At 34.9% G+C, this 23503-nt stretch carries 18 protein-coding genes; 3 read left to right on the top strand and 15 right to left on the bottom strand.

The window, feature by feature from the left end:
* Positions 1-20 precede the first annotated feature (20 nt).
* The 3 genes from KMW28_RS24620 to KMW28_RS24610 form a co-directional block, all read right to left on the bottom strand.
* On the bottom strand, positions 21-1100 hold the full coding sequence (locus KMW28_RS24620) for an efflux RND transporter periplasmic adaptor subunit (protein WP_169663573.1): 1080 nt from the start codon (positions 1098-1100) through the stop codon (positions 21-23).
* A gap of 22 nt (positions 1101-1122) precedes the next feature.
* The gene (locus KMW28_RS24615; protein WP_169663572.1) at positions 1123-3450 is read right to left on the bottom strand and encodes a TolC family protein; all 2328 of its coding nucleotides are present in this window, start codon (positions 3448-3450) and stop codon (positions 1123-1125) included.
* Positions 3451-3722: 272 nt separating this feature from the next.
* The gene (locus KMW28_RS24610) at positions 3723-4175 is read right to left on the bottom strand and encodes a helix-turn-helix domain-containing protein (protein ID WP_169663571.1); all 453 of its coding nucleotides are present in this window, start codon (positions 4173-4175) and stop codon (positions 3723-3725) included.
* 666 nt (positions 4176-4841) lie between these two features.
* Here KMW28_RS24610 and KMW28_RS24605 point away from each other — a divergent pair.
* Positions 4842-5234: a hypothetical protein gene (locus KMW28_RS24605; RefSeq protein ID WP_169663570.1), complete on the top strand. Its 393-nt coding sequence runs from the start codon at positions 4842-4844 to the stop codon at positions 5232-5234.
* A 97-nt stretch (positions 5235-5331) separates the two neighbouring features.
* Here the strand turns inward: KMW28_RS24605 and KMW28_RS24600 are convergent, their stop codons facing one another.
* A complete protein-coding gene (locus KMW28_RS24600; protein ID WP_066214558.1) occupies positions 5332-6366 on the bottom strand; it encodes a GntR family transcriptional regulator in 1035 nt (344 codons plus the stop codon).
* Between the two features lie 356 nt (positions 6367-6722).
* Between KMW28_RS24600 and KMW28_RS24595 the strand changes: the two genes are divergently transcribed.
* A complete protein-coding gene (locus tag KMW28_RS24595) occupies positions 6723-7763 on the top strand; it encodes a hypothetical protein (protein ID WP_169663569.1) in 1041 nt (346 codons plus the stop codon).
* 93 nt (positions 7764-7856) lie between these two features.
* On the opposite strand, the gene fucK is transcribed toward KMW28_RS24595, so the two are convergent.
* From fucK to KMW28_RS24555, 8 genes are all read right to left on the bottom strand, one after another.
* Positions 7857-9254 carry an L-fuculokinase gene (gene fucK / locus KMW28_RS24590; protein ID WP_169663568.1) on the bottom strand — a complete coding sequence of 466 codons (1398 nt, stop codon included), beginning with the start codon at positions 9252-9254 and terminating at the stop codon, positions 7857-7859.
* A gap of 132 nt (positions 9255-9386) precedes the next feature.
* Positions 9387-11165 carry an L-fucose isomerase gene (locus KMW28_RS24585; RefSeq protein ID WP_169663567.1) on the bottom strand — a complete coding sequence of 593 codons (1779 nt, stop codon included), beginning with the start codon at positions 11163-11165 and terminating at the stop codon, positions 9387-9389.
* 38 nt (positions 11166-11203) lie between these two features.
* Positions 11204-12541, bottom strand: a complete 1338-nt coding sequence (gene fucP, locus KMW28_RS24580) for an L-fucose:H+ symporter permease (protein WP_169663566.1) — start codon at positions 12539-12541, stop codon at positions 11204-11206.
* A 119-nt stretch (positions 12542-12660) separates the two neighbouring features.
* Positions 12661-13848 (bottom strand): DUF6786 family protein, encoded by a 1188-nt coding sequence (locus KMW28_RS24575; protein ID WP_169663565.1) that lies wholly within the window; start codon positions 13846-13848, stop codon positions 12661-12663.
* A gap of 268 nt (positions 13849-14116) precedes the next feature.
* Positions 14117-14680, bottom strand: a complete 564-nt coding sequence (locus tag KMW28_RS24570; protein ID WP_169663564.1) for a LutC/YkgG family protein — start codon at positions 14678-14680, stop codon at positions 14117-14119.
* On the bottom strand, positions 14670-16052 hold the full coding sequence (locus KMW28_RS24565) for a lactate utilization protein B (protein ID WP_169663563.1): 1383 nt from the start codon (positions 16050-16052) through the stop codon (positions 14670-14672). The genes KMW28_RS24570 and KMW28_RS24565 overlap by 11 nt, the downstream gene beginning before the upstream one ends.
* Positions 16036-16806, bottom strand: a complete 771-nt coding sequence (locus tag KMW28_RS24560; RefSeq protein ID WP_169663562.1) for a (Fe-S)-binding protein — start codon at positions 16804-16806, stop codon at positions 16036-16038. Before KMW28_RS24560 ends, KMW28_RS24565 begins: the two co-directional genes overlap by 17 nt.
* A gap of 174 nt (positions 16807-16980) precedes the next feature.
* Entirely contained in the window at positions 16981-17862 is an 882-nt protein-coding gene (locus KMW28_RS24555; RefSeq protein ID WP_169663561.1) for a class II aldolase/adducin family protein, read from the bottom strand.
* Between the two features lie 196 nt (positions 17863-18058).
* On the opposite strand from KMW28_RS24555, the gene aldA reads away from it, so the two are divergent.
* Positions 18059-19525, top strand: coding sequence for an aldehyde dehydrogenase (gene aldA / locus KMW28_RS24550; RefSeq protein WP_169663560.1), 1467 nt, complete (start codon positions 18059-18061; stop codon positions 19523-19525).
* Between the two features lie 99 nt (positions 19526-19624).
* On the opposite strand, the gene KMW28_RS24545 is transcribed toward aldA, so the two are convergent.
* From KMW28_RS24545 to KMW28_RS24535, 3 genes are all read right to left on the bottom strand, one after another.
* Positions 19625-21148, bottom strand: coding sequence for an ArnT family glycosyltransferase (locus KMW28_RS24545; protein ID WP_169663559.1), 1524 nt, complete (start codon positions 21146-21148; stop codon positions 19625-19627).
* Positions 21149-21188: 40 nt separating this feature from the next.
* Complete coding sequence (locus KMW28_RS24540) at positions 21189-22163, bottom strand: serine hydrolase domain-containing protein (RefSeq protein WP_169663558.1); 975 nt, start codon at positions 22161-22163, stop codon at positions 21189-21191.
* 167 nt (positions 22164-22330) lie between these two features.
* Positions 22331-23401 carry an FUSC family protein gene (locus KMW28_RS24535; RefSeq protein ID WP_169663557.1) on the bottom strand — a complete coding sequence of 357 codons (1071 nt, stop codon included), beginning with the start codon at positions 23399-23401 and terminating at the stop codon, positions 22331-22333.
* Positions 23402-23503: the final 102 nt, after the last annotated feature.

Here is a 23503-nt window from a genome sequence, read left to right as displayed (position 1 = left end):
AGTAATAAGAATTAGAGAGATTAAAGTTTTACAGTTTGACCTTGAATAAGGGTCTGCAATCCGGCTGTGATAATCAGCTGACCTTGCTCGATTCCATCTGTGATTAGAATACCTTCGTCGGTTAACTCACCCACTTGAACATATTCTTTTCCAACAAGACCCAAGTCGTTTTTACGATCTTTAATGAAGTAGACAAAATTTCCTTTTTCGTCTTCACCTACCGCACTCAAAGGAAGCACGATATTATAATCTGAAGCCAAATCGCCCAAGTTGAATTTTACTTCTGCTGCCATTCCTGGGTGGATAGAATTAGTTGGATTTTGAATTCTAATTTTCACAGGGAAAGTAGCGTTTTCTTTGTTGACGATGGGTGATACTTCAATCACTTCACCTTTCAATTTTTCATCAATTGATCTGAAATTTAAGTAGGCTGTTAAACCGTTAGTAATTTCATTTATGCTGCTTTCTGATACCCCAACCACAACATTCATTTCGTTACCGGCATTCAGTACCATCACTTTCTGACCAGAACTTACTGTTTCGTTTAAATTGGCTTCCACTTCTGCTACCACCGCATCTTTTGGAGCATAGATATACCCGTTTAAGATTTGCTCTTTATCGATGGCTAACTTTCTTTCTGCCGATGTTAACTGATTGGCAGCGTTCTCGTAAGCATTCTTTACTGTTTCGTACTTACTTAAAGTGTAGTTGCCTTGTTCGTATAATTTGCGACCTCTTTCGTATTCCGATTTAGCCGTGAACATTTCTGATTTTGCTGCATTTAATGCCGCTAAAGATTGCTCGTAAGAAAGCTGGGCTTGGATGTTGTCCAATTGCATCAATAACTGACCTTTCTTAACTTTTTGTCCGACCTTCACTAATTTTTTCGTGATAATACCGTTATTTCTAAAGCTTAACTCCATTTCCTGGTCAGCAGTCGCTTTTCCACTATAAATTGTATTGTTGCTTAATGTGGTATTTTTTACTTCAGTGTATCTTACCGATCTAATGGTTTCAACAGTTTCTTGTTGTTCTTCTTGACAAGCAGTATTGAAAATAAACGCAGTAAGGAATAGAGATATCATGGTAATATTTTTCATAATTTCTTAAGATCTAGGATGATTAATTATTTGAGATGAATTGTTCTGCACGAGTGAAAAAGGCTTGATTGTTTTCTTCTGAGTTCAATAAGAAGTAGTAACCGATCGCACGTTGAATTTGAAGTGATACGATAAAGTAATTGTACTGAGCAGTTGTAAAAGCTAGCTCATTTTCTAACAAATTATTCTGTGCATCAATCAGTTGGATGACTGGAATAATACCGTTAGCGTATTCACTTTGAGAGATTTTCAAGTTCTCTTCTGCCACTACTTTATTGGCTTTAGAGATTTCGATGTTGGTCATTTCATTGATCAAAGCAATGATGTATTCATGTACCAACTTCTCGATATTTTGCTCATAGTCATTCTTCTGAACCGCTAACTGATCCATCTGAATTTTCGACTTCTGTTGTTTGATGTTTCTCGTATTTTGTTGGAAAATCGGAATCGAAACATTCAAACCAACATTGTAATTATTTAGCGGAACACTTGGGAAGCCTGCCGGCATATTTACCCCTGCTCCTTCTCTTAACAAAAACTGATTGTATTGTCCTTGTAAAGCGACAGTTGGAATAAAACGTCCATTTTTATTTAACTTATAATTACGTTCAACCGATTCTTTGTTGTACTGTAAACTAGAAAGTTCAGGTGAGTTTACAATGGCTTCTTCGATAAAGAATTCTGTAAGTAGAAAACGATCTTTGGGTTGATCTAAAAGCAACATCAAATCCTCGTATTCTTTATTGTTATTTTGAGCTCCTAAGAGTAAGCTATCTTCCAAAATTAAACGCTCCTCCATGGGTAAGTTCAGTAATTTATTCAACATCAAATGTGATTGGGCAACTGTATTTTTTGCTTCAATCATTCCTTGAGTGTTTTGGGCTAACTGACTTTGGAATCTCAATACATCTGATTTTCCTCCTACACCCAATGCTAAATTTTCTTCCGACAGTTTTAAGTTTTCCTTCGTTAACTGAAGGTTTTTAAGTTGAATGCTTTTGTTGGCTTCGTAGATCAACGTATTGTAATAAGCCATACCAACTTCCAGTACTTGATCCAACTCCAAAGCATTAAAGTCTTCTTTTTGTGCTTCTAAAGTCAACTTCGATATTTTGATGTTGGCCGATGCATCTGCCGAATAAATTGTTTGTTTTAATTGCACATTACCAATAGCGTTATACTCTGGATTTTGTCCGAAAGACAACTCTGCCATTTCTGCATTTACATAGTTACCGGCAGCATTCACACCCACTTCAGGAAGATAATTTGATTTAGATAACCTCACCTCTTGGTCTTTAATATCGATCGATTTTCTTTCCGATTCCAATCTTAAGTTCTGATGTAACATCATGCTCATCAAACTTTTTAAAGAGTAACTGTGATCGTCGTTTTTAAAATTCGACTGCATGAAATTGTATTTCACTAACTCGCTGTTCTTAAAAGTAATACCTACATATTCAGCCACTTCTAGATTGACAGTCAACCCATTTTCATAATTGATTTCTACTGGAAGGTCAGCTAAATTTTGACCCAATGTTATTGCTTCTATAGTTAAAGCAATTCTTCTAAAGATCTGATCGAAATTGATGTTTGGTTGATTTGTGGCCATCACTCCTAATTCAAGATCGCTAATACCGTAACCAGATAAAGAAGGTAACTTCAAACGGTTCGTCTCTTTGATGACATTTTCGAAATCTTCTTCCGATAATTGAGATGTGCTGTTGAAATAAACTGCATCTACATCAGTAGGAATTTCTAAAGTTTTTGTGTCTTTCTGTATTGTGATTAACGAATAATCCTTATCTGTTAAGATTTCATCCAACTTTTCCTTCACAGGGAAGGCTTCTAAAAGATAATCATCTACCACAACACCTAATTTTTGATAATCATATAACGAGGAGAATGATTCGACATCGTTAGTAATTGAAAAGGGAGTAACGAAATAAGTAAAGTTATCTACACCAGAAGTTTTCGCTTGGTTTGGAATTTCAACGAAGTCCTGATTCACAAAACCTGCTAAAATTGTTGGAACTGTAAAATCGATGTATTCTTCGTAGAACATTAATGCGTTTGTTGGTCCAAATGCAACAATTACATCACATTTTTGATCTACTAGACTATCATACTGTGACTTCGCTAAGTCTGTATTATATGTATTAAAAAGCACATTTGCGAATTCCACTTCGTATTTATGATCTAATAAAGATAGAATCTCAGATCTTAGTTTAACACCCAAAGAATCTGATTTTAACGATTTTACTTCGGCTAAAATACCAACTTTGAACCTCTCCTGTCCTAAAAGGATAGAGCTATAAAAGAGAATAAAACCAATTAGTAAGATATTTTTCATGATAGAGATTAATTTAGTTTCCTTTTCAGGAAACTTAAAGGCAATATTGTTCCGCTTCATGTCTGAGATGACAAAAAGGAGATTGAAATTAGATAGATTTAATTAATAATGGATCACTCAATTAGTAAGTGATGATAATAGCAAAGATGGCTATAACAACCATGGGCAAATAGAGTTTCACCCAGAACTTTATTTTTTCGTACATAATTCACCAAGGGAGGTTTCTTAACAAGGAAACCAACTAGATTTAGTAATTGATAGAAATGATGGTATTACTTTTTGTAATACTTTTTGTTGTTTTTCTGTAAAGCTGTAACGATTTGCTGATTAAACGCTAACGTTCTTTCAATAAGATCGTCGATTTCTTTATCACTTTCAGAAGTTCTGTACGCACTCAATTGTAGCATAAGGGATCTTTGTTCCATTAGTCCCTCTACAACAAGGTTTACATATTCTTCTGCACCTTTTGAATCCAAATAGAATAATCTTTTTCGTTTGGAGGTTGGATCCTGGATAAAATTAACTCGTCTGACTGCAATCAATATTTTCAACATTTTACTTACCGCCCCTTTTGATGAATCTAAGAATTCTGTCAACGTCTCAAAAGAAAGGTATTTTTCATCAGACAAATAAAATACACCTAATATTTTATTTGCTAGTGGTGGCAAACCGTCGAATTTATGAGCTTTCGCAAATTGATCAAGTAATTTTTTCTTACGTTCCATAGGTGGTTAATCCAGATAAGTTATTTAATGAGCTAATAAGTTTTCATAATTGGAAACAAAGATAGCAGGATAAAATAACAATCTGAACTTTTATACACATTTATTTAAATGGACTTTGTAAGATGTACTGAGATAGATGTAATTCATTATTATAGCGATTGAGATTAATAATTTTTTTTCTTGAAGTAACTTAACAATACAAAGATGAAAATTAGTTTCCATATTAAGAAACTTAAGAAAACTTCATTAACAATTTTATTTTCTGGCCTTGTATCATTTCAATTAGAGTAAAATTAATGGTTTCTACTTTTAGAAACTATACATATTTTAACGTTTAGAAATAAGCCGAGTTACACTAATTACCTTTATTAACAGCAAATTATGATCATCATAAAAGAGTGACACAAATCACGGTCTCATTTTTTATAATCAGTAAACTTTTTATGTTTCCTCATTTGGAAACTGATGATACAAATATGGATTTTAGTTTCCAATAATGGAAACATTATTGTGATGCGTTAACAAAATGAGTTTATTTTGGGTAATATTTCTATGATATTTATCGATAATTAGGGTCGATTAACTGACTTTTTACATTTTAGTTTTTATCTAAGTAATAATAATAGTATTTTTAAGTCATTGATATTCAACTCAAAAAACTAATACATGAAAAACTTAACTATTTTTCTCTTCACTATCTTCGCTCTTTCATCATGTGGAACGGGCAGTTCAAACGCCTCTAAAGAACAAATGACCGGGAACGACAAAGATGCTCACGGCTGTATTGGTTCAGCTGGCTTTACGTGGAGTGAAACCTATCAAGAATGTGTAAGAGCTTGGGAAGTGGGTACCACTTTAAAACCTTTGGACTCTAAATCAACATCAAATGCGTATGTGATTTTAAGTCAAGATCATTCTAAAGTAGAATTGTTTTTACCAGATTCTAGATCATCTGTGATGTTAGAATCTGAAGATCATGAGGTATTCGTTTCTTCAAAGTATGAATACCATGTAGATAATCATCACCTAAAGATTGATGGGAAATTGACCTATCAGTAAAAAAATAATATAATGATTTCGGCACCTTAATCGGTTTATAGATTAAGGTGCCGTTTTATATTATGTATAGTCACTCCTAATAATTAAATGGTATATTTTATAAAGAAGCTCTCCTTTTCATCACAAATGGCACTTTTACACTCTCCAATTTTTTGTTGATGATCTGAGAAGCAGCAATTTTCCCCATATCTTTAAACGAAGAGGTGATGATGGTAATTCCTCCTTCCAAAATTTCTTTTAATGGAGAATCGTTATAAGAAATCAACCCAATATCTTTTCCTAATTGCCAATTATTCGTTCGACAATCTTTGATGATATTAGCGAGATCTTCATCAATAGTTACGATATATAAAGTATTGTTTTCAATATCTCCTTCATTAAAATTTGAGCTCACTTTATAACTCAAATTAAAATGCAAACAGAATCTTACAAAACCTGACCAAATATCTTGTAGCGATCGTGAACTATCTTTTGCAATTACTAAATGCAATTGATCAAATTGTACAATAGGTTTTATATTTTGTTGAAGTGTATTGAATATATCTTCAGAAAAATCTTCGTAAACACTCGGAATTTCTTCACTTAAATTACTTTCTGCCCTACCCAATAAAAGTAACTGATTGGATGGTATTAATTTTAATACTTTTTGTACTTCCTGATCGGAGACTTTTTTGAAAATAGGAATGATCACGAAGTAGTGGTAATTGTTCTTCTGTTCTTGAATGATCTTTTCTAAATGCGATAAATTCCCGTCGTGTAAAAGGAGATTGGTTTCAATATGATCTTCTGATGTTTTTGTGAAAGATTCGTACAACTTCTTTTTTGAAACACTCATCTTATTAAAAATCAAAAGCACTTTTATTTTCCCTAATTCTGGGCTGTTCATCACAAAAGTACCTTTGCCTCTGACACTTACGATATAATGTTCTTCTTTTAAAATCTTATATGCTTTTTCAATCGTGTCTTTGGAAACATCAAGATCAACGATCAATTCATTAAAAGAAGGCATTCGATCTTCAGCCTTTAACACTCCTAAGCGAATTAGGGCCTTAAAAGTATTACTGAGTTGAATGTATTTGGGAGCATTGTGTTTACCTTCTTCTTTAAAAATCGTCGATAATTGTTCGATCATTTTATTTTCGTTAGAGTAGATCTGTTGTGTTATTTAATTCTATTACAAAATTAACGATAAAACTGATAATAATAGGTATTGAAAACATATTATCTTAACTATTCTGACGCTCATTCCCAATTGAAAAACTCTGGATTTTCTTTCTTAAGAATTTCTCCTATTTAGATTTTGTGAAATTCCATCTTGAATAGCACCACTTTTCAGGTTTTCACTTATAAAAAACTATACTTTTAATAAGAAATTCCTATAATTATCACCCATTTGAATAAATTATGTAAACGAACCTCTCATATTTTTTTAACCTTAAAAGTATAGGTATAACTTTGTAGCATCATTTTTAGTAAAAAGATATTTCATTGGAAAAAATAGCAAAATACTTAAAAGAAGATAATGAATCTGTAGAAGGTATAAAGACCCTTTTAGGTAGCATTATTACAAATTGGGCTGCTCTTCAAAAGGAGTTATTGGTTGAAACTACAGAGACAATTAATGATCAGGTGATCAACTTTATCAATAAAGTTGATGAAAAGGTAAATATGGAGGAGGCCGAAGGTATTGATGATCAGGTATATGTATCATTACAAAAGCTTTCGGATCGTATCAACAAACAATACGATGTCATTTTGAATCCTTATTTCAAAAAGAAGGGTATCACAGATGAGATGGATAAACCTTTAGAGATCAGAGATTTTACCAATCTTCTTATTCTTATTGACTCTTTATTGATGCACTATGATATTGAAGTGTATGATGAAGACAAAGATCTAAATGTCAAAGTTTTTGTTGAAGGGAAAATTGCTCAAAAACAGTTTGGTATTAAAAACTTCCTTGCAAAAACAGTAGGTAAATTCTTGGTAATTGCTAATAACAATAACATTAAGTCGTATGATGATCAGGCACTTAATAATAAATTAGTCAACTACAAGAAACAAATTTTTGCTAAAGCTATGTTCCTGATATTCAATGTGAGCTGGCTACCTAAGGAAAGAACATATAAAAACACATTGGTGTTGAATATGCTTCATTCTATGGAATTAGGAAATGAGGCGGAAGATTATGGCGATATCATGGCGGTAATTCTTTCTTACACTCAGAAAATCAAGAATTTAAATCCTGACGTTGTCAGAGAATGTACCAATTTCTACGAGTACTACTTACCAAAGTATTTGGATTGGAAAAAATTAGAAATAAAAGAAAGAACTTTCTTACCTCTTAGTCAAATTGAAGAATATAATATTCTTTTTGCTAAGAAATTAGGTTTCTACACTGTTGATATCGTACAAAGTAATGGTAATAGTGATATTATTAGAGCTGGGTACCCTCTTGTGAAGGATCATTTTGTTTGGGAAAATGTCCCAATGGGTGATAAATCGAAGAAGGTAGTTATCTATCAATAGAATGAAAGTTTTCCTACTACTCAAGTTTTGAGAAAAAAATAGGTCGTTACATTGTAACGACCTATTTTTTTGGAGTTCGCAGCTCCTTTTTATTTAGACGACTTCTAATTCATTAGAAGGAATAAATTCTGTGAAATTATATGCATACTTACTTCTAATCTCTTCTGATGATTCATCAAACAAGAAGAAGGATGCTCCTAAAACTGTTGTTTCCTTTTCTTGGATTGTTTTTACTTTTAGATCTGTTGCATTGGCTTTATGTTGATTCCAATGTGCATTTCTTGCTCCACCACCCACAACGGTAATTTGATCTATCTTGAAATTACTTACTTCTTCCAGAATATCAATTGCTTTTTTGAGTTGTTGAGATAGACTTCTCATACAAGAATTGAAAATATCACCTCTATTATTTAATAGATCAAGATTAGTAAGGTGAATCTTCTGATTTGGTTGAAGTTTCGGTACATAAAAATCTTCTTCCACTTCCGATTTTAATGCTTCCTTGATCATCACTTCATAGACCTCATCTAATGGAATATCTTTAAAGAAAGTATTTTTTACCCATTCAATATTTGCTGAAGCCATCCATTGTAAACCGATATTGTATTTTCCTTTTGCAGGATCAAATTCTACGGTTATACCGTGTTGTGCAAGATCTGCCTTTAAATTAACTTCTGATGCTTGAACCATCAAAATCTCCCAAGTACCAGAACTTAATACTGCATTTTTAAGATCTACACCTGCTCCGAATAAAGCAAATTGAGTATCATGACCTATACTTTTTACAGGAATATTTACTGGTAAACCTAACATTGCTGCGGCTTTACCATTTAGTTTCCCTACTTCCTCTCCCGCATATTTCATTGTAGGGAAAAGAGATCTATCCAATTCAAGCTTTTCTAAAATCTCAACATCAAAATCTTGGGTTTGAAGATTACAAAGCTGGGAAGTCCCTGCCATAGTATGATCAGTATAGAACTCATTGGTTAATTTATAGCCGATTAATGAAGAAATAAATAGCCAATGTTTCGCCTGATCAATGGTTTCTTTTTGATTTTCTTTATACCATATCAATTTATTGATGGTATTGAAGCTGAATGCACCTACTCCTGTTTTTATCAATAACTCTTCAGAAGAAAAGTACTTATCGATATTTTCAAGAATTGGAATTGTTCTTTGGCATTTCCAAGAGATGACAGGACTAAGCAACTCGCCAGTCTCATTCACAAAAGCTCCATCCACCCCAAACGTACTGATACCAATACTTGCTATTCTATTTGGATCAATACTTTCTACGACTTTCTTTGAACAAAAACTCAATTTGTCCATCATTTCATCGATATCCCAAATAGTATATTCCTCATTTAAAGGATCAGGTCTTGAAGTACTATTGATGGCAAACTTTGCGACTACTTCACCCTGTTTGTTTAATACAATTGTTCTGATGTTGGTTGCACCACAGTCAAGAACTAATGCCAAGTCTTTTTCCATTTTGCTTTCTTTTTAGTAAGATTCAGAAACCTCAGTCTCACTTAGATGTTCCCCACGGTTGAAACCGTGGGTTGGTTGTAGTTGGTTTTGAGCACACTAAAGTGTGGCCAAAACTAGGTAACCGATAGTCAATTACTTATATAAAGGTCCGTAGTTCGAACATGCACGGTAGTCTGCTCCTTCTGCATCCATGCCATGACCTGCCCATGAACTAGGTCTGAAAATCTTATCTGTATCTACGTTGTGCATACACACTGGAATTCTTAGCATTGAAGCCAAAGTAATTAATTCCTCTCCGTAGTGACCGAATGAGAATGCACCATGATTTGCTCCCCAATTGGCCATCACAGAATACACATCTTTAAACGCTCCTTCACCTGTTAATCTTGGAACGAACCAAGTGGTAGGCCATGTTTCGTTAGTTCTTTGGTCTAATGCTTTATGTACATGACTTGGTAAATCAACACTCCATCCTTCAGCTAACTGAAGTACTGGGCCAACCCCTTTGATGTTGTTGATTCTAGCCATAGTTACAGGCATACCACCTTTTGTCAAGAACTGAGACGAGTATCCACCACCTCTAAAGTATTCGTGAATTGCCGCAGGCCATTGCGTATTTTGAAGACACTTTTCTTTTTCTTCTTCAGTGATATCCCAGAATGGTTTCATAACAGGATTGCCGTCTGCATCAGATTGTTGACCTGTACCGTCTAAGGTAGCCGATCCAGAGTTGATTAAGTGAATAATACCGTTTTCAGCTAAACCTTCTAAACGCTCACCAGTTACTCTTTCTACTGAATCCGCTGACCAGAATGTTCTTACATCACAGAATACTTGTGCTTGATTTGTCAATAGGTAACCAAACAACATAGATACCGCATTTAAAGCGTCATTCTCTGTCGCCATCATGTATGGATTACGGATTCCGTTCCAATCAAATGATGAGTTCAAAATCGCTTCCATGAAATCGCCATTAGGCTTAAAATCGGTCCATTGTCTTTGACCTTGGAAACCAGCAGCAATGGCATTATGACCCAGTGCTTCTTCACCAAAACCAGCTTTTGCTAATTCTGGGTTACCGCACATTAAATCTTTACAGATCAATGTCATTTTTACTACTTGTTCCCAAATTTTATCTTTTTCTTGAGGAGTTCTTTGCACATCTTCAGTGTTCAAATCCACTCCCTCCACACAATTTTCTTTTGTCCAAGCTAAAGCTTTTTCATACTCAGCTTGATCAAAGATATTTTCTTCGATACGTCTAGATACTTCAGACATATCTACATATTCGTTTCTCATGCCCAAGAACTCTTGGAAAAAGTTCTCGTCTACGATGGATCCAGCTATACCCATTGACACCGAACCAATAGATAAGTACGACTTACCTTTCATTGTTGCCACGGCTAAACCTGACTTAGAAAATTTCAATAATTTCTCTTGGACATCTTGAGGGATGGACTTATCTCCTGCTTCTTGTACCTCATGAGAGTAGATACTAAATGCCGGAACTCCTTTTTGAGAATGCCCTGCCAAAGCTGCTGCTAAATATACAGCACCTGGTCTTTCCGTTCCGTTAAAACCCCAAATCGCTTTAGGAATATGAGGAGTCATGTCGATCGTCTCGCTACCATAACACCAACAAGGAGTTACCGTAATTGACAATCCAACATTTTCTTTTACAAATTTCTCAGCACAGTCTGCTGCTTCTTTTACACGTCCAATAGTAGAGTCAGCAATTACACATTCTACTGCCTCCCCTGTTGGGTATTTTAAGTTTTCTTCCAAGAACGTTTTTACCGTTCTTGCCATTTCCATCGTTTGCTCTTCAAGGCTTTCTCTTACGCCTCCTAGTCTTCCGTCAATAGTTGGTCTAATACCAATTTTAGGCAAGTTTGATTTATTCAATATCATCTCAGTGTATGGTTAATTTGTTTATTAATTTAATTCATTTATTTCGTTGCGAATCTTCTGTAACCGAAGATAGCGATCACTATAAAGCAGATGAGTGGTAAAATAAAGGAGAAGTTCACTCCCGGTAGACCAAAAATGAAGTCCTGATCAATCATTTTACCTTGTAGTGGAGGCATTAACGCCCCTCCTACAATCGCCATGACCAAACCTGCTGCACCAAACTCACTATCCTCACCCACTTTATCTAAGGCGATACCGTAGATGGTAGGGAACATAAGCGACATGAATGCAGAGGTAGCTACTAATGCATACAAACCTATATCTCCACCGACCAAAATTGTAATTGAAATGGTAGAAATACCACCGCAAGCAAAAATGGTTAATAATAAGGATGGCTTGATATATTTCATCATAAATGTTGCGACCCAACGACAACATAAGAATGTTATCATCGCCACAATATTTAAGGCCTGAGCATCTGCTTTAGAATAACCAATATTTTCAGCGTATTGGATAATAAATGTCCAACACATTATTTGTGCACCTACATAAAATACCTGTGCAATTACACCTTCTCTATACTCTTTGTTTTGGCTTAATCTAGAAAAAATTGCACCAAAATCCACTTTTTGACCAATTTTAGTATTCTGGGGTATTTTAGTCACAGCAATGATAATAAACATTAAAATGACCACTATTCCCAGCATTGCATATGGGTCACGGATCACCATTAAATCATGCAATCTAATGCCCTCTTTATCAACTGCAGATAAGGTTTCATAAATTAATGATCCATCCGCAGCTTTCTCGGCAGAATGCAGGCTCGACAAGATAAATTGTTGTGCTACAAACATCCCTGTAATAGATCCAATTGGATTGAATGATTGTGCAAAATTTAATCTTCTTGTAGCTGTTTCTTTAGAACCCAAAGACATAATCAAAGGGTTTGCTGTCGTTTCTAAAAATGCTAATCCAAAAGTGATGATATAAAGAGATACTAAGAAGAAAGCAAAAACTTGATATTGGGCTGCTGGAATAAATAATAGACAACCGACAGCATACAAGCCTAACCCTATCATAATCACTTTCTTATAAGAGTACTTTTTGATTAAGACAGCAGCCGGTAAAGCCATTGTAAAATATCCACTATAAAAAGCCATTTGTACAAAGGCCGCCTTAAAAGTTGAAATCTCCATTACCGTTTCAAAGGCCGAAACCATAGGGTTGGTAATATCATTGGCAAAACCCCACAATGCAAAAAGGCTGGAGATCAGGATGAAAGGCAATAAATACCTCTTCTCCACCACAGTATCTTTCTTTTTATCTTCTATTTCGGTCGTAACCGAATTATTATGTTCTATTGCTGGATTGTTCATGTTTCTTTTTATTGTTATCATTAAAAAAAGGGGGCAGATATTTTTTCAATACTTTGTGCTTTGTGTTTGTCGATCGTCCCAAAAAATCTCTATTAAAAAATTCATTTCACCCCCATATCTTAAATGCTGATATCACTTAGTTGTACTTTGAATAGTTGTTGACATAAGGAGTTTAAATCTGCTTCATCACCTTCAAAATGATACGTGATATGGGAATGTTTTACCGATTCGTTTATCCCCAATTCCTTAGCAGGTGATGATGATTCCAACTCATAAAAAGGACCTAACTGACCACCATCTTCCAATGGCCCATCGTTATAGACATTTACTACATCTCCTTGATAAGGCGTTTCTTGATGTTCCCAAAGTGAATTGACATACTCCTTATCTTCTCCAAAAGTGAATTGGCAAACCGTCAGAATTTTCTTCTCTGTATCGTAACTACCAATCAATGGATTTGTATTTTCAGGAGCCAAACCAATCTTCGTTCTGTGTTTCCCATCGGCTTTCAGTAAGATCATGTCGTTCTTTACTGCAATATTGTCTGATGGAATATCACCGAAATAGCTTTTATATTCCGGAGCTCCTTTGTAGGTCACCATCATTTTTGTTTGATCAGAAGGCTTCAACATTCCTAAAATCCAAATGGATAAAAGACCCGTATCTTTCGACCAAGGTTGATTTCCGATATTCTTAATTTCATTTACCGATTCTATCCCTACATAATCTAATTGTAATTGATGTAAATCGATACCTAAGTTTCCTTCTACTGTTTTCTGATCAAATACATTTACTGCTCTGTTTACTTGAATATGAAATGGAAAACCATGGTAGTTTTCTAATTTCATCTCTTTCTGAAAAGAAGCACTTGATTCGGATTGGCTAACAATATCAAACCCCTCTATATCTATTTGTTTAGGCGTTTGCCATTTATCGAAAGTGAAGTCATCTCCATTCTTAAAAAAAATAGAATACTGTCCGCCTTCTGGACCCATCCAAAAGCGGTCTTCACCTCCGTAAACATTAATTTTTTCTTCTAATTTATCTGATGCGATGGCCTCATAATTTAACCATCCATAGCTGTTCCCTTTTTCACCTGAAGAACTACTTGTCATAATTCTTCCTTGGTAAGCAGGTACAACAGCTACTCTACTTTTTCCATCATTATTCGTCAGTACAATGGTTTCTTGATGTTGCTTCAAAAAATCGATATCGTACTCAAAAGTTCCTTCTTTTATTTGATGTTTTTCATCACATCCTGTTATTAATGAAAATGCCATGATAAGTGTAAAAAAATAATATTTCATTTCATTTAGGTTAGTGTTCTGAGAAGCCCTGTAAAAATCATTTTACCAAGACATTTACTTCATAATTCTTCTCAGATGGTAAGTCAAAAGTACTTACTTCAATGGATAATTTAGGTTCCAAATCTTTCAAATAGTTACTCATTTCATCACTTTGAAAGGTTTGACCTCTTTTCTACCTTTTATGAATAAAAAGAGAAAAAAGGTCTCATTTAAATCACTTTTCTTGCATTTTCTTTACTATTTTCTTTCAAATAGTATCGTATTAGGCTTATTTCTGTATAAAAACAGTCAATGACTTCGCTCCGTGAGCTCCTTTTACCAAAGACTGTTCGATGTCTGCTGTTTTTGATGGACCTGAGATAAAAACTCCGTATCCATTTTCTTGAGGTCGCACGTAAGTATAAGCTTCGTGCATGTTCCATACTACTTTTTTGAATGGCATGACGATCACTAAATTTGTGGCGATTGCGGTAAGCGAACGATGCTGCAATTGATCGCCTTCTACCCAAATCGCTCCATTTTCTGCCACCCCCAAATCTCCTTGGATAATGGCACATTCGAGTGATGATTTTTTGACTCCCTCTGTTAAGTCAGATGGAATAGCATCGATTGCGGAATAAACTGGTCCATTTGTTCTAAACTCATCGGCAATTTGATGCAATTGTGAAATATCATCGCTCACAATTACCTGTACACCTAACGAGTGTAACATCTCAATAAAAAAAGCATGTTTGTCTTTTCCTAGGCCGTCGTAAATTGGAATGACTGGCATAGGTTTAGAGTCCAAGTTGATGTTTTCAATTGCTCCTAATATCTTTTCTCTACTGCTCATTTTTTTTACCGTTTTGTTTGTACCAATCATCAAATGTTTCGGTGGGAACTGGAAGTTCTCTATCAATACCCCAAGCGTTTAATCCGTTATAGATTAATGCTCTTGGACCTTTCAGAAAGATATTTCCCATTTTCCCTATCAAATTAAAAAGCGTAGGACTTCCCATGGCTTTTCCTGCGAACTTCATCCCAATTTGTTTGGACTTATCATAATTGGTTTCTTTCATCACCAACTGTCTCCATTTATACAATTGCGTATGGATATCAATCTTCACTGGACAAACATCACTACAAGAGCCACATAAAGTAGATGCAAACGGCAGTGAACTATGTTTCTTTAAGTCTTTTCCTGGGGAAAGGATGGCTCCGATAGGACCCGGGATAGTATAAGTATAACTGTGTCCTCCACTTCTTCGGTAAATTGGACACGTATTCATACATGCCCCACAACGAATGCAGTTTAAGGATTTTCTAAAATCTTCTCTTCCTAATTGTTCTGTTCTTCCATTATCCACCAAGACGATATGCAACTCCTTGCCATCCGCTGGCTTGTGGAAATGAGAACTGTAAGTTGTAATGGCTTGTCCGGTGGCAGACCTTGCCAATAATCTTAAGAATACGCCTAAATGCTCTACTTTTGGAATCAGTTTTTCGATACCCATACAAGCAATATGTACTGGAGCTAAATTGGCACCCATGTCTACATTTCCTTCATTGGTACAAACCACAAACCCTCCAGTTTCTGCAATGGCAAAGTTGATTCCCGTGATGGCCGCATCGGCATTTAAAAATTTCTCTCTTAAATGCTCACGTGCTGCTCCGGTTAGGTAAGTAGGATCCGAAGCCCCTTTTTCTGTGTTAAGGTGCTTATGAAAAAGCTCTCCTACTTCTTCTTTTTTCTTATGAATGGCTGGAAGTACAATATGACTTGGGTGTTCATTGGCCAATTGCACAATGCGTTCTCCCAAATCAGTATCTACTACTTCTATGCCTTTATCGTTAAGGTAAGGATTCAATCCACATTCTTCTGTCAGCATGGATTTACTCTTTACCACATTTTTCACTTCATGTTTTGACAATATGGAATGCACAATTTCGTTATGCTCCTGAGCATCTTTGGCCCAATGCACATGCACTCCATTGGCTTTCGCTTTCTCCTCGAATTGCATCAAATACCCATTTAAATTGGATAATGAATGTGCTTTAATTTGAGAAGCGATCTCTCTTAACTCTTCCCATTCTGGAATTGAATGCGCCGATTTATCCCTTTTTTCACGAACAAACCAAAGTGCCTTATCATGCCAAGTAACACGATCAGGGTTTTTATTAAATTGCTTTGCTCCCTCTTGATGTGTTTTATACTGCGTTGACATGTTCTTCCGTCTGTTTTGGTGTTTCTGATAATTGAGCAGCTAAGATTTCAGCTAAATGAATCACTTTTATATTTAGTTTCTTTCTTTGGATGATACCGTCTAAGTGCATCAAACAAGACATATCTCCGGAAGTGATATACTCTGCACCCGATTGGATGTAATCATTTATTCTGTCGTTGCCCATTCTAACTGATACATCTGGCTGGGAAACACTAAAAGTTCCGCCAAATCCACAACATTCGTCGGCTCTTTGAGGTTGAATCAAGGTAATGCCTTCTACCTGTTTTATCAATTCATCTTGCTTGGATACATCACAAGTAACTCTTTCGGAACATTGTCCCAAACGCATTCCTCTTAAACCATGACACGATTTATGTATGGCTACTTTATGTGGAAAAGAAGCTTGTAATTGATCTTCCTTGACCACATCAAATAAGAATTCCGTAAGATCTAACACCTTATGAAGAATAGGCTTCATTTCTTTATATAACTTCCCTCCGTGTTCTCGGATATGCAGAATACAACTTGCCGATGGAGCTACGATATAATCAAAGTCTTTAAACTGTTGATAAAAAACTTTTAGTGCATCCACTCCTTCGTTTTCACAGCCGGCATTGGCCATAGGCTGACCACAGCATGTTTGTCCTGATGGATAACCTACTTCACCATATTTTTGTAAAAGTTGTAAAGTTGCCTTACCCACTTCCGGGTAGAATTGATTTACATAGCAGGGTATAAATAGTCCTATTTTCATAAGATTTTCATTTCATTTAGTTAGGGAATTCGATAAAAGTATTTTGCTATTTGATCATGTGTTGTAGTAAAAAGTATTGCCTGTAACATTGAACAAGCAATACTTTTTGAAAAAATGAATTAGTTGGAAATCTTAATTCATAAAAAAATAGTGATCACACATTTGACTCAATAATTATCTTCTGTTGACGACTTTTGCTTTTTTGTAATAGTCGTTTTGAAGTAGCTCATCGTCCGACCAGTTTGCACGCTTGTCGTACATACCTAGTTTCTGACGAATGGCAATCATATCTTTTGCTTTCTCAATACCTACACAAGAAATTTCTGGAGAAACTGTTGTGGCTACCATCACTGTTTGACAAATAGCTTCTACATTTTCCATTTTCCAGTAAGCATCTTCCAAGTGACTACCCCAAACAATTACACCATGGTTTTCCATCAAAACTGCTTGGTGGTCGATAGCTGTTTCTCCGATTACCTCTGCGTTTTCTGGTGAACCTGGAGTTTCATATTTCGCTAATCCCATTTGACCTAAGAAGATATCTGCTTCAGGAATAACCCCTGTTGGAGGAACAATAGAAGCAATAGCGAAGGCTGTACCATGAGGAGGATGGGCGTGTACACATGCTTTAGCCGCTGGCATTCTTCTCATGATTGCTAAGTGAGTTAAAGCTTCTGAAGTTCTTGGTCTATGCCCTGCCTTTTGATTTCCGTCTAAGTCAATTAAACAAATATCTTTTGGCTTCATCAAACCTTTAGAGATTAAAGTAGGTGTACATAAAACAAGATTATCGCCTACACGAACAGTGATATTACCACCGTTTCCGTCTACATAACCTCTTTCCCATAGCCTTCTACCAGCCGTACAAATATCTTTTCTAAGCTTTTTAATTGCTTTCGATTTGTAGAATAATTCTACTTCAGTTCGTGTAACAGGATCAGATCCTTTCTCCCATTCGAACTCTAATTTTGGTAATTCAGGAGTGATTTTCCAATTTGAATCGGAAGTACTCTTTTTATCAATTTTTTTCGCTTTAATTGGTGATACCGCGTTCATAATTTATTTGTGATTTTATTTTTTGATCCATTGTTGTTTTGTCACATTACAAACATACTACCCACTCCAAAAGAAAGTATCCTTGAGTTTCCTGCATACCTAGCAGGAAACCGCAGGAAATTAAAAAAAAACATTAATCGTAGATTGCACACATAATCCGATTGGAACTTCAAAAAATTATAAATACACAAACACTATGTCAGATCTATCAACTATTACTGGTAATCAAGTAAAGACTTACCAACAGTTCATCGCAGGCTCTTTTTCGAGTTCAGCGGACCATATCGAGGTACTAAATCCTTGTACAGAAGAAGTCATCGCTTTAGCCCCAAGAGGTACTAAAGACGATGCAGATAGAGCAGTTGCAGCTGCAAAAGCAGCACAAACTGAATGGGGATTACGTCCATCTGTAGAAAGAGCAGAATACCTAAAAAAGATGGCACAAGTTATCCGTGAAAACAGAGTATTTTTAGCGGAAACATTATCTACCGAACAAGCAAAAGTAATGGGCTTGGCACAAGTAGAAATTGATGTAACTGCTGTTTATTTTGATTATTACGCAGGTTTGGCTCGTTCTTACGAAGGAGAAATTATCCAAAGTGATCGTCCAAACGAACAAATGATGTTACACAAATTACCTATCGGTATTGCTGTAGGTATTACGCCTTGGAACTTCCCATTCTTTGTAATGGCACGTAAGATTGCACCTTCTTTATTAACAGGTAATGCTTGTATCGTAAAGATCAGTGAGGAAACTCCTATGGTTTGTATGGAATTCGCTAGATTAATCGAAAACATCGGTTTACCTGCAGGGATTTTAAGTATCGTTACAGGTTACGGTCATGAAATCGGACAAGCTTTAACAGAAAATCCTGATGTAGGAATTATCAGCTTAACCGGTTCTGTAGTAGCAGGTCAGAAAGTAATGGAAGCTGCAGCTAAAAACATTACAAAAGTATCTTTAGAATTAGGTGGTAAGGCTCCTGCAATTGTTTGTAAAGATGCTGATTTAGATTTAGCAGTGAAAGCCATTGTAGCTTCAAGAGTAATCTTCAGCGGTCAGGTATGTAACTGTGCGGAAAGAGTATATGTAGAAGAAGAAGTATACGATGAATTCATGACTAAACTTCTCCCTGCTATGAAAGCGGTTCGCGTGGGCGATGCTCGTACGGATGATAAAGCTGACATGAGTGCTCAGATCAACTCTACTCAACTTATGAAAGTAGATCAGATGGTAAAACGTGCTGTAGAAGAAGGTGGTGAAGTATTACTTGGTGGTAGAGTATCTAACCGTTTCAACAAAGGTTACTATTATGAGCCAACAGTAATTGCCAATGTAGAGCAACATCATGAAGTGATGCAGAACGAAACATTCGGTCCTGTACTTCCAGTAATGAAAGTAGCATCATTCGATGAAGCTTTAGACTTTGCTAACGATAGCGAGTATGGTCTGACTTCTTCAATCTATACTAATGATATCAATAAAGTATTAAGAGCAACAAAAGAGCTTCGTTTCGGTGAAACGTACGTGAACCGTGAAAACTTCGAAGCAATCCAAGGTTTCCATGCTGGATTTAGAAAATCGGGTATTGGTGGTGCTGACGGAAAACATGGTCTTGAGGAGTACTTACAAACTAAAGTGATGTACATCCAACAGAACTAAAACTCACAATACAGTATAAACGAATATATTTTTAAAAGGCCAAGTTTTTCACTTGGCCTTTTTTAGTTTCTATCAAGCATGCTTGATAATGCTATTGAACTATTTATTTTTAATTTTTTCCAGTTCTTCTTCGATTCTCCTATTGATATCAATTTTAGCATTCTCAAAAATAAATATTGATGTGCCATATTCTCTTGCATAAATATTCGTTACCGAATCTTGTAATGCTGAATACTCGAAATAAGGACTTGTTTCTTTCAGTTCATTATCTCTTTCTCTTCCGTACTTTACTCGAATTAAGTTGGTGTACTTTGTATCTAGATCATACCAATTGACATAATCAGCATCAAATGAAACTGCTTTAATTCCTTTTTTAGAGTAATAATTTATCGCTCCAGCTTGACCATAATTGTCGCATAACACCAAAGTTTTATCAGGTTCTTTAATCAGATTATACGCCACATCTACTTTCTCTGCCAATTCACTCCAACCTAACATGTCCGCATAATCTTGCGGAATCTGATGATCTTTCCCATCCTCCCATCTCAACAAACCAAGTGCTTTATATTCTTCTTGATTTTGGATAATATATTCAGGCGTTTGATTAGGGAATGCGATATCATAACTGAGTATCATGACCAATAAAGGCAAAGCGATTAATATTGGCTTTATTACTTTTCCAATATTGTTTTCGAGTTTATTGATTAGATACACTGCCCCAATAGCAATATAAATTGGATATAATCCGATGGCATAATAATCTTTGGCTTTTAAATAGGTATATATGATTAATGTGAAGAGAAATGACCAAAATAAAAATCTAAATTTACCCAAATCCTTTGATGTCGATAAACCTGTAAGTGCTGCGAGAATGACAAAAATAGAACCTGTAAAAAAGAAGAGTTGATTTTTGAGAAATGATAATCTTTGTACATTCACTAATTGTGTATTGGCCAACTCTTCCATATGTTTAAAGACAGGAAAGTCATTACTGTATTGCCAAAAAAGGTTGGGTGATATTAGCACGATCGCTAATAATATCGCTCCATATACTTCTTTTCTTAGTAATAGCTTTCTAGTTTTTGTCATCAAAATGCCTGGGATAAGTCCGAGTACCAAAAAGGCAATGTTGTATTTATTAAGAAAGCCGAGAGCAAAAAATACAGCCGTCCAATACATCCACTTTGGTTTATCAGTATTTATGTATTTTATGATGAAGTAAAAAACGACAGTCCAACTTAGTACATCAAATGAATTGGGTTGAAAAAGGGTATTTAACCTTAGTAAGGCCGAAAATAAAATGCAGGATGCACCAAGTATTTTTGCATATAGATTTCCTTTCAGCTCATCAATTGTGAACCAAACTACGACCAATGTTAAGACGCCAAATAAAGCTGGAAAAAACTTCACCCAAAAAACTGTATTCCCTAAAAGTTTAATAAGAAAAGAGATCCATGATGTAAATGGCGGAATTGATGTAAATCCTAAAGCCAAATGATTCGCTTGATCTAAATGAAGAAATTCATCTCTCTGTAAATCATAACCTGAGTCTATTAGAATAGATTGTAAGAAAAATTTTAATAGAATGAATAAGAGTAATAATAGGGATTCCTTAGTTTTCATTTGTTAGTTTTTTGAAAGATTATTCAATAAAGATAGTCTATTATAAATTAAGCATTGGTATGATAAATTCCTTTATTAATTCTATTCTGTCTTTTGCTCTTGGGAAAAATGTAGAAGTGATAGATATTACTAATTCCTTCTCGGGAGATATAAAAATAATATTCCCTCCATCTCCGATAGCTGCATAGGCATTTATCGTTTCGTCTTTTATTATCCACCATAAATAACCATAAGGCAGTTCGTTAAACAAACTATGTACTTTGGTACTTTCCGCAATCCATTGAGAAGAGACGATCTGTGTTCCTTTCCATTTACCTAGATTCAAGTATAATTGACCAATTTTTGATACATCATTTAAAGTTAAAGCTAGTCCCCATCCTGCGGTATTCATCCCTTTTGGATCTACTACCCAACCGCTCACTCCTTTATTTTTCAGAAAAGCAAAGTACTCTTCTTTATTTTTTATGGGTGCATGATGAGTTGATTTAATATTGAGTGGTTGGAATAAATTTTCGTTTGCAAATTCAACGATAGACTTACCGACTGCACTAACAAGAATTCCTGATAAGACATGTAATCCAATAGTGGTGTATTTAAACTGACCAATTTTGCCCTTACCACCCAAAAAATCTAATACACTTTTCGTCCAATCGTCACTTGAATACACTTTTGTGTAGGGTTCATATTTAAATTTATAAGGTGCAGTCATTGTAATAAGATCGCGGATTGTGATCTCTTGTATAGTCGTCTCTCTCCTTTTGATCATATAATCTGGAAAAAACTCTAAGATTTTCTGATCGATACTTTTTATAAATCCTTTATCTATAGCAATACCAAGGAGTAGCGATACTATACTTTTCGTTACAGATGCTACATGCACAAGATCATGGTTTGAGTAGCCGTTAAAATAATCTTCAAAGACAACCTTATTATCTTTAACAACCTCAATACCAATAATATTACTGTATTTAGTTTGAATCAGTTTCCTTAATTCTAATGTTTCTGTGGTTCTCATTTTCATTCTAAGTTTCCACAAATCTATATTAGTTTAAAAAGTTATTCGCCATCAAGGTCAAACAATTTTAAAAGAAAAATAAATTCATTTATGATCATAAACTTCATTTCCCTTTTATGAAGTTGACTATTCGATTACCCTTGTTCTTGATTTTCTTAGTACAATGTTTAAATTTTCATCAACCCTTCAATCTTATTAATGGATTTATGTCGAATCTTCTCTTTGTATGTTAACCATCCTCCAATTGCTCCAAGTATACTCCCTATTACGATTTCTTCAAATCGAAGCACAATTAATGTATTGGTACTATGAAAAAGTGGATTTGCTACTTCATTTAATAAGATGGTAAACGGTGTAATGAACACAACTGCTAATGCATATTGTCTCACCACCAACATTTCAATAACTAATTGAAGGATAATTATTGAAATGCAAATTGTTATGGGAGAGTAATCGATAAAATGAAATAAGCACCAAGTGAATCCTATTCCCACAAATGTTCCTAAGATTCTTTGTATCATTCTTTGCCTTACGTGATGTAATGAAACTCCTTGCATTACCGCTGCACATGAAATAGGAATCCAATAAGGATTATCTAACTGTAAGTAATAACCAATCCCTAAAGATGTAGACATTAATCCACCAAAAATGATAGTTTCCCAAACATCTGCATACGGATTAGGTTTAAAAATAGGAACTATTTTATCTTGATTAGCTTTTGGATCTTTAATCGAGAGATAAAGTAAATAAAGTAATGCGAACATACAGGTTAACATAGTTCCTAAAGTCATCAATCCCACCTTTAAAGGAATAGATGCGATATCAAAGGGCTGACAAATAGACATTGCTGCTATTAATATAAAGAAAAAGCTCTTAGGTGGTGAAGTTTTATAAAATAGATTAACCCAATGAACAACCACTGTAAATAGTCCAAATGCTATGATCGAAACAACTGGATGAAAACTAAAAAAATAACCAAATGCAGATGAGGCAATAAAGCCAAATGAACAAACCAAAAGAGTTAAAATTCTATTGGTATATGATCCTGTTTCAGGAAGATAAATTATTACCAACCCACTTAAACATGCTGTTAGTCCGAATTGAAGATTCCCATAATATAAACCTAATAAAAGGGGCAATCCTATACTTATGGTGGTTAATAAAGGTTTTTGCCATTTATTATTTGATGATTTAAAGGCAAAAAGGAGTCGAAACTCCTCCAATAATTTTTCTATCATATAAAATTAAGTTGTAGTTTTTATGAATGGATTAGTTAGTATCAAATTGTATAGTGAAGAAAAACCGGTTTAGCATTGGGAGTTTACTTTCTTATAATTGGT

This window comes from Flammeovirga yaeyamensis, assembly GCF_018736045.1.
In the GTDB taxonomy this organism is placed as follows: Bacteria; Bacteroidota; Bacteroidia; order Cytophagales; family Flammeovirgaceae; genus Flammeovirga; species Flammeovirga yaeyamensis.
The sequence above is the reverse complement of the archived record's forward strand: the minus strand, read 5'-3'. Positions and strand labels throughout refer to the sequence as shown.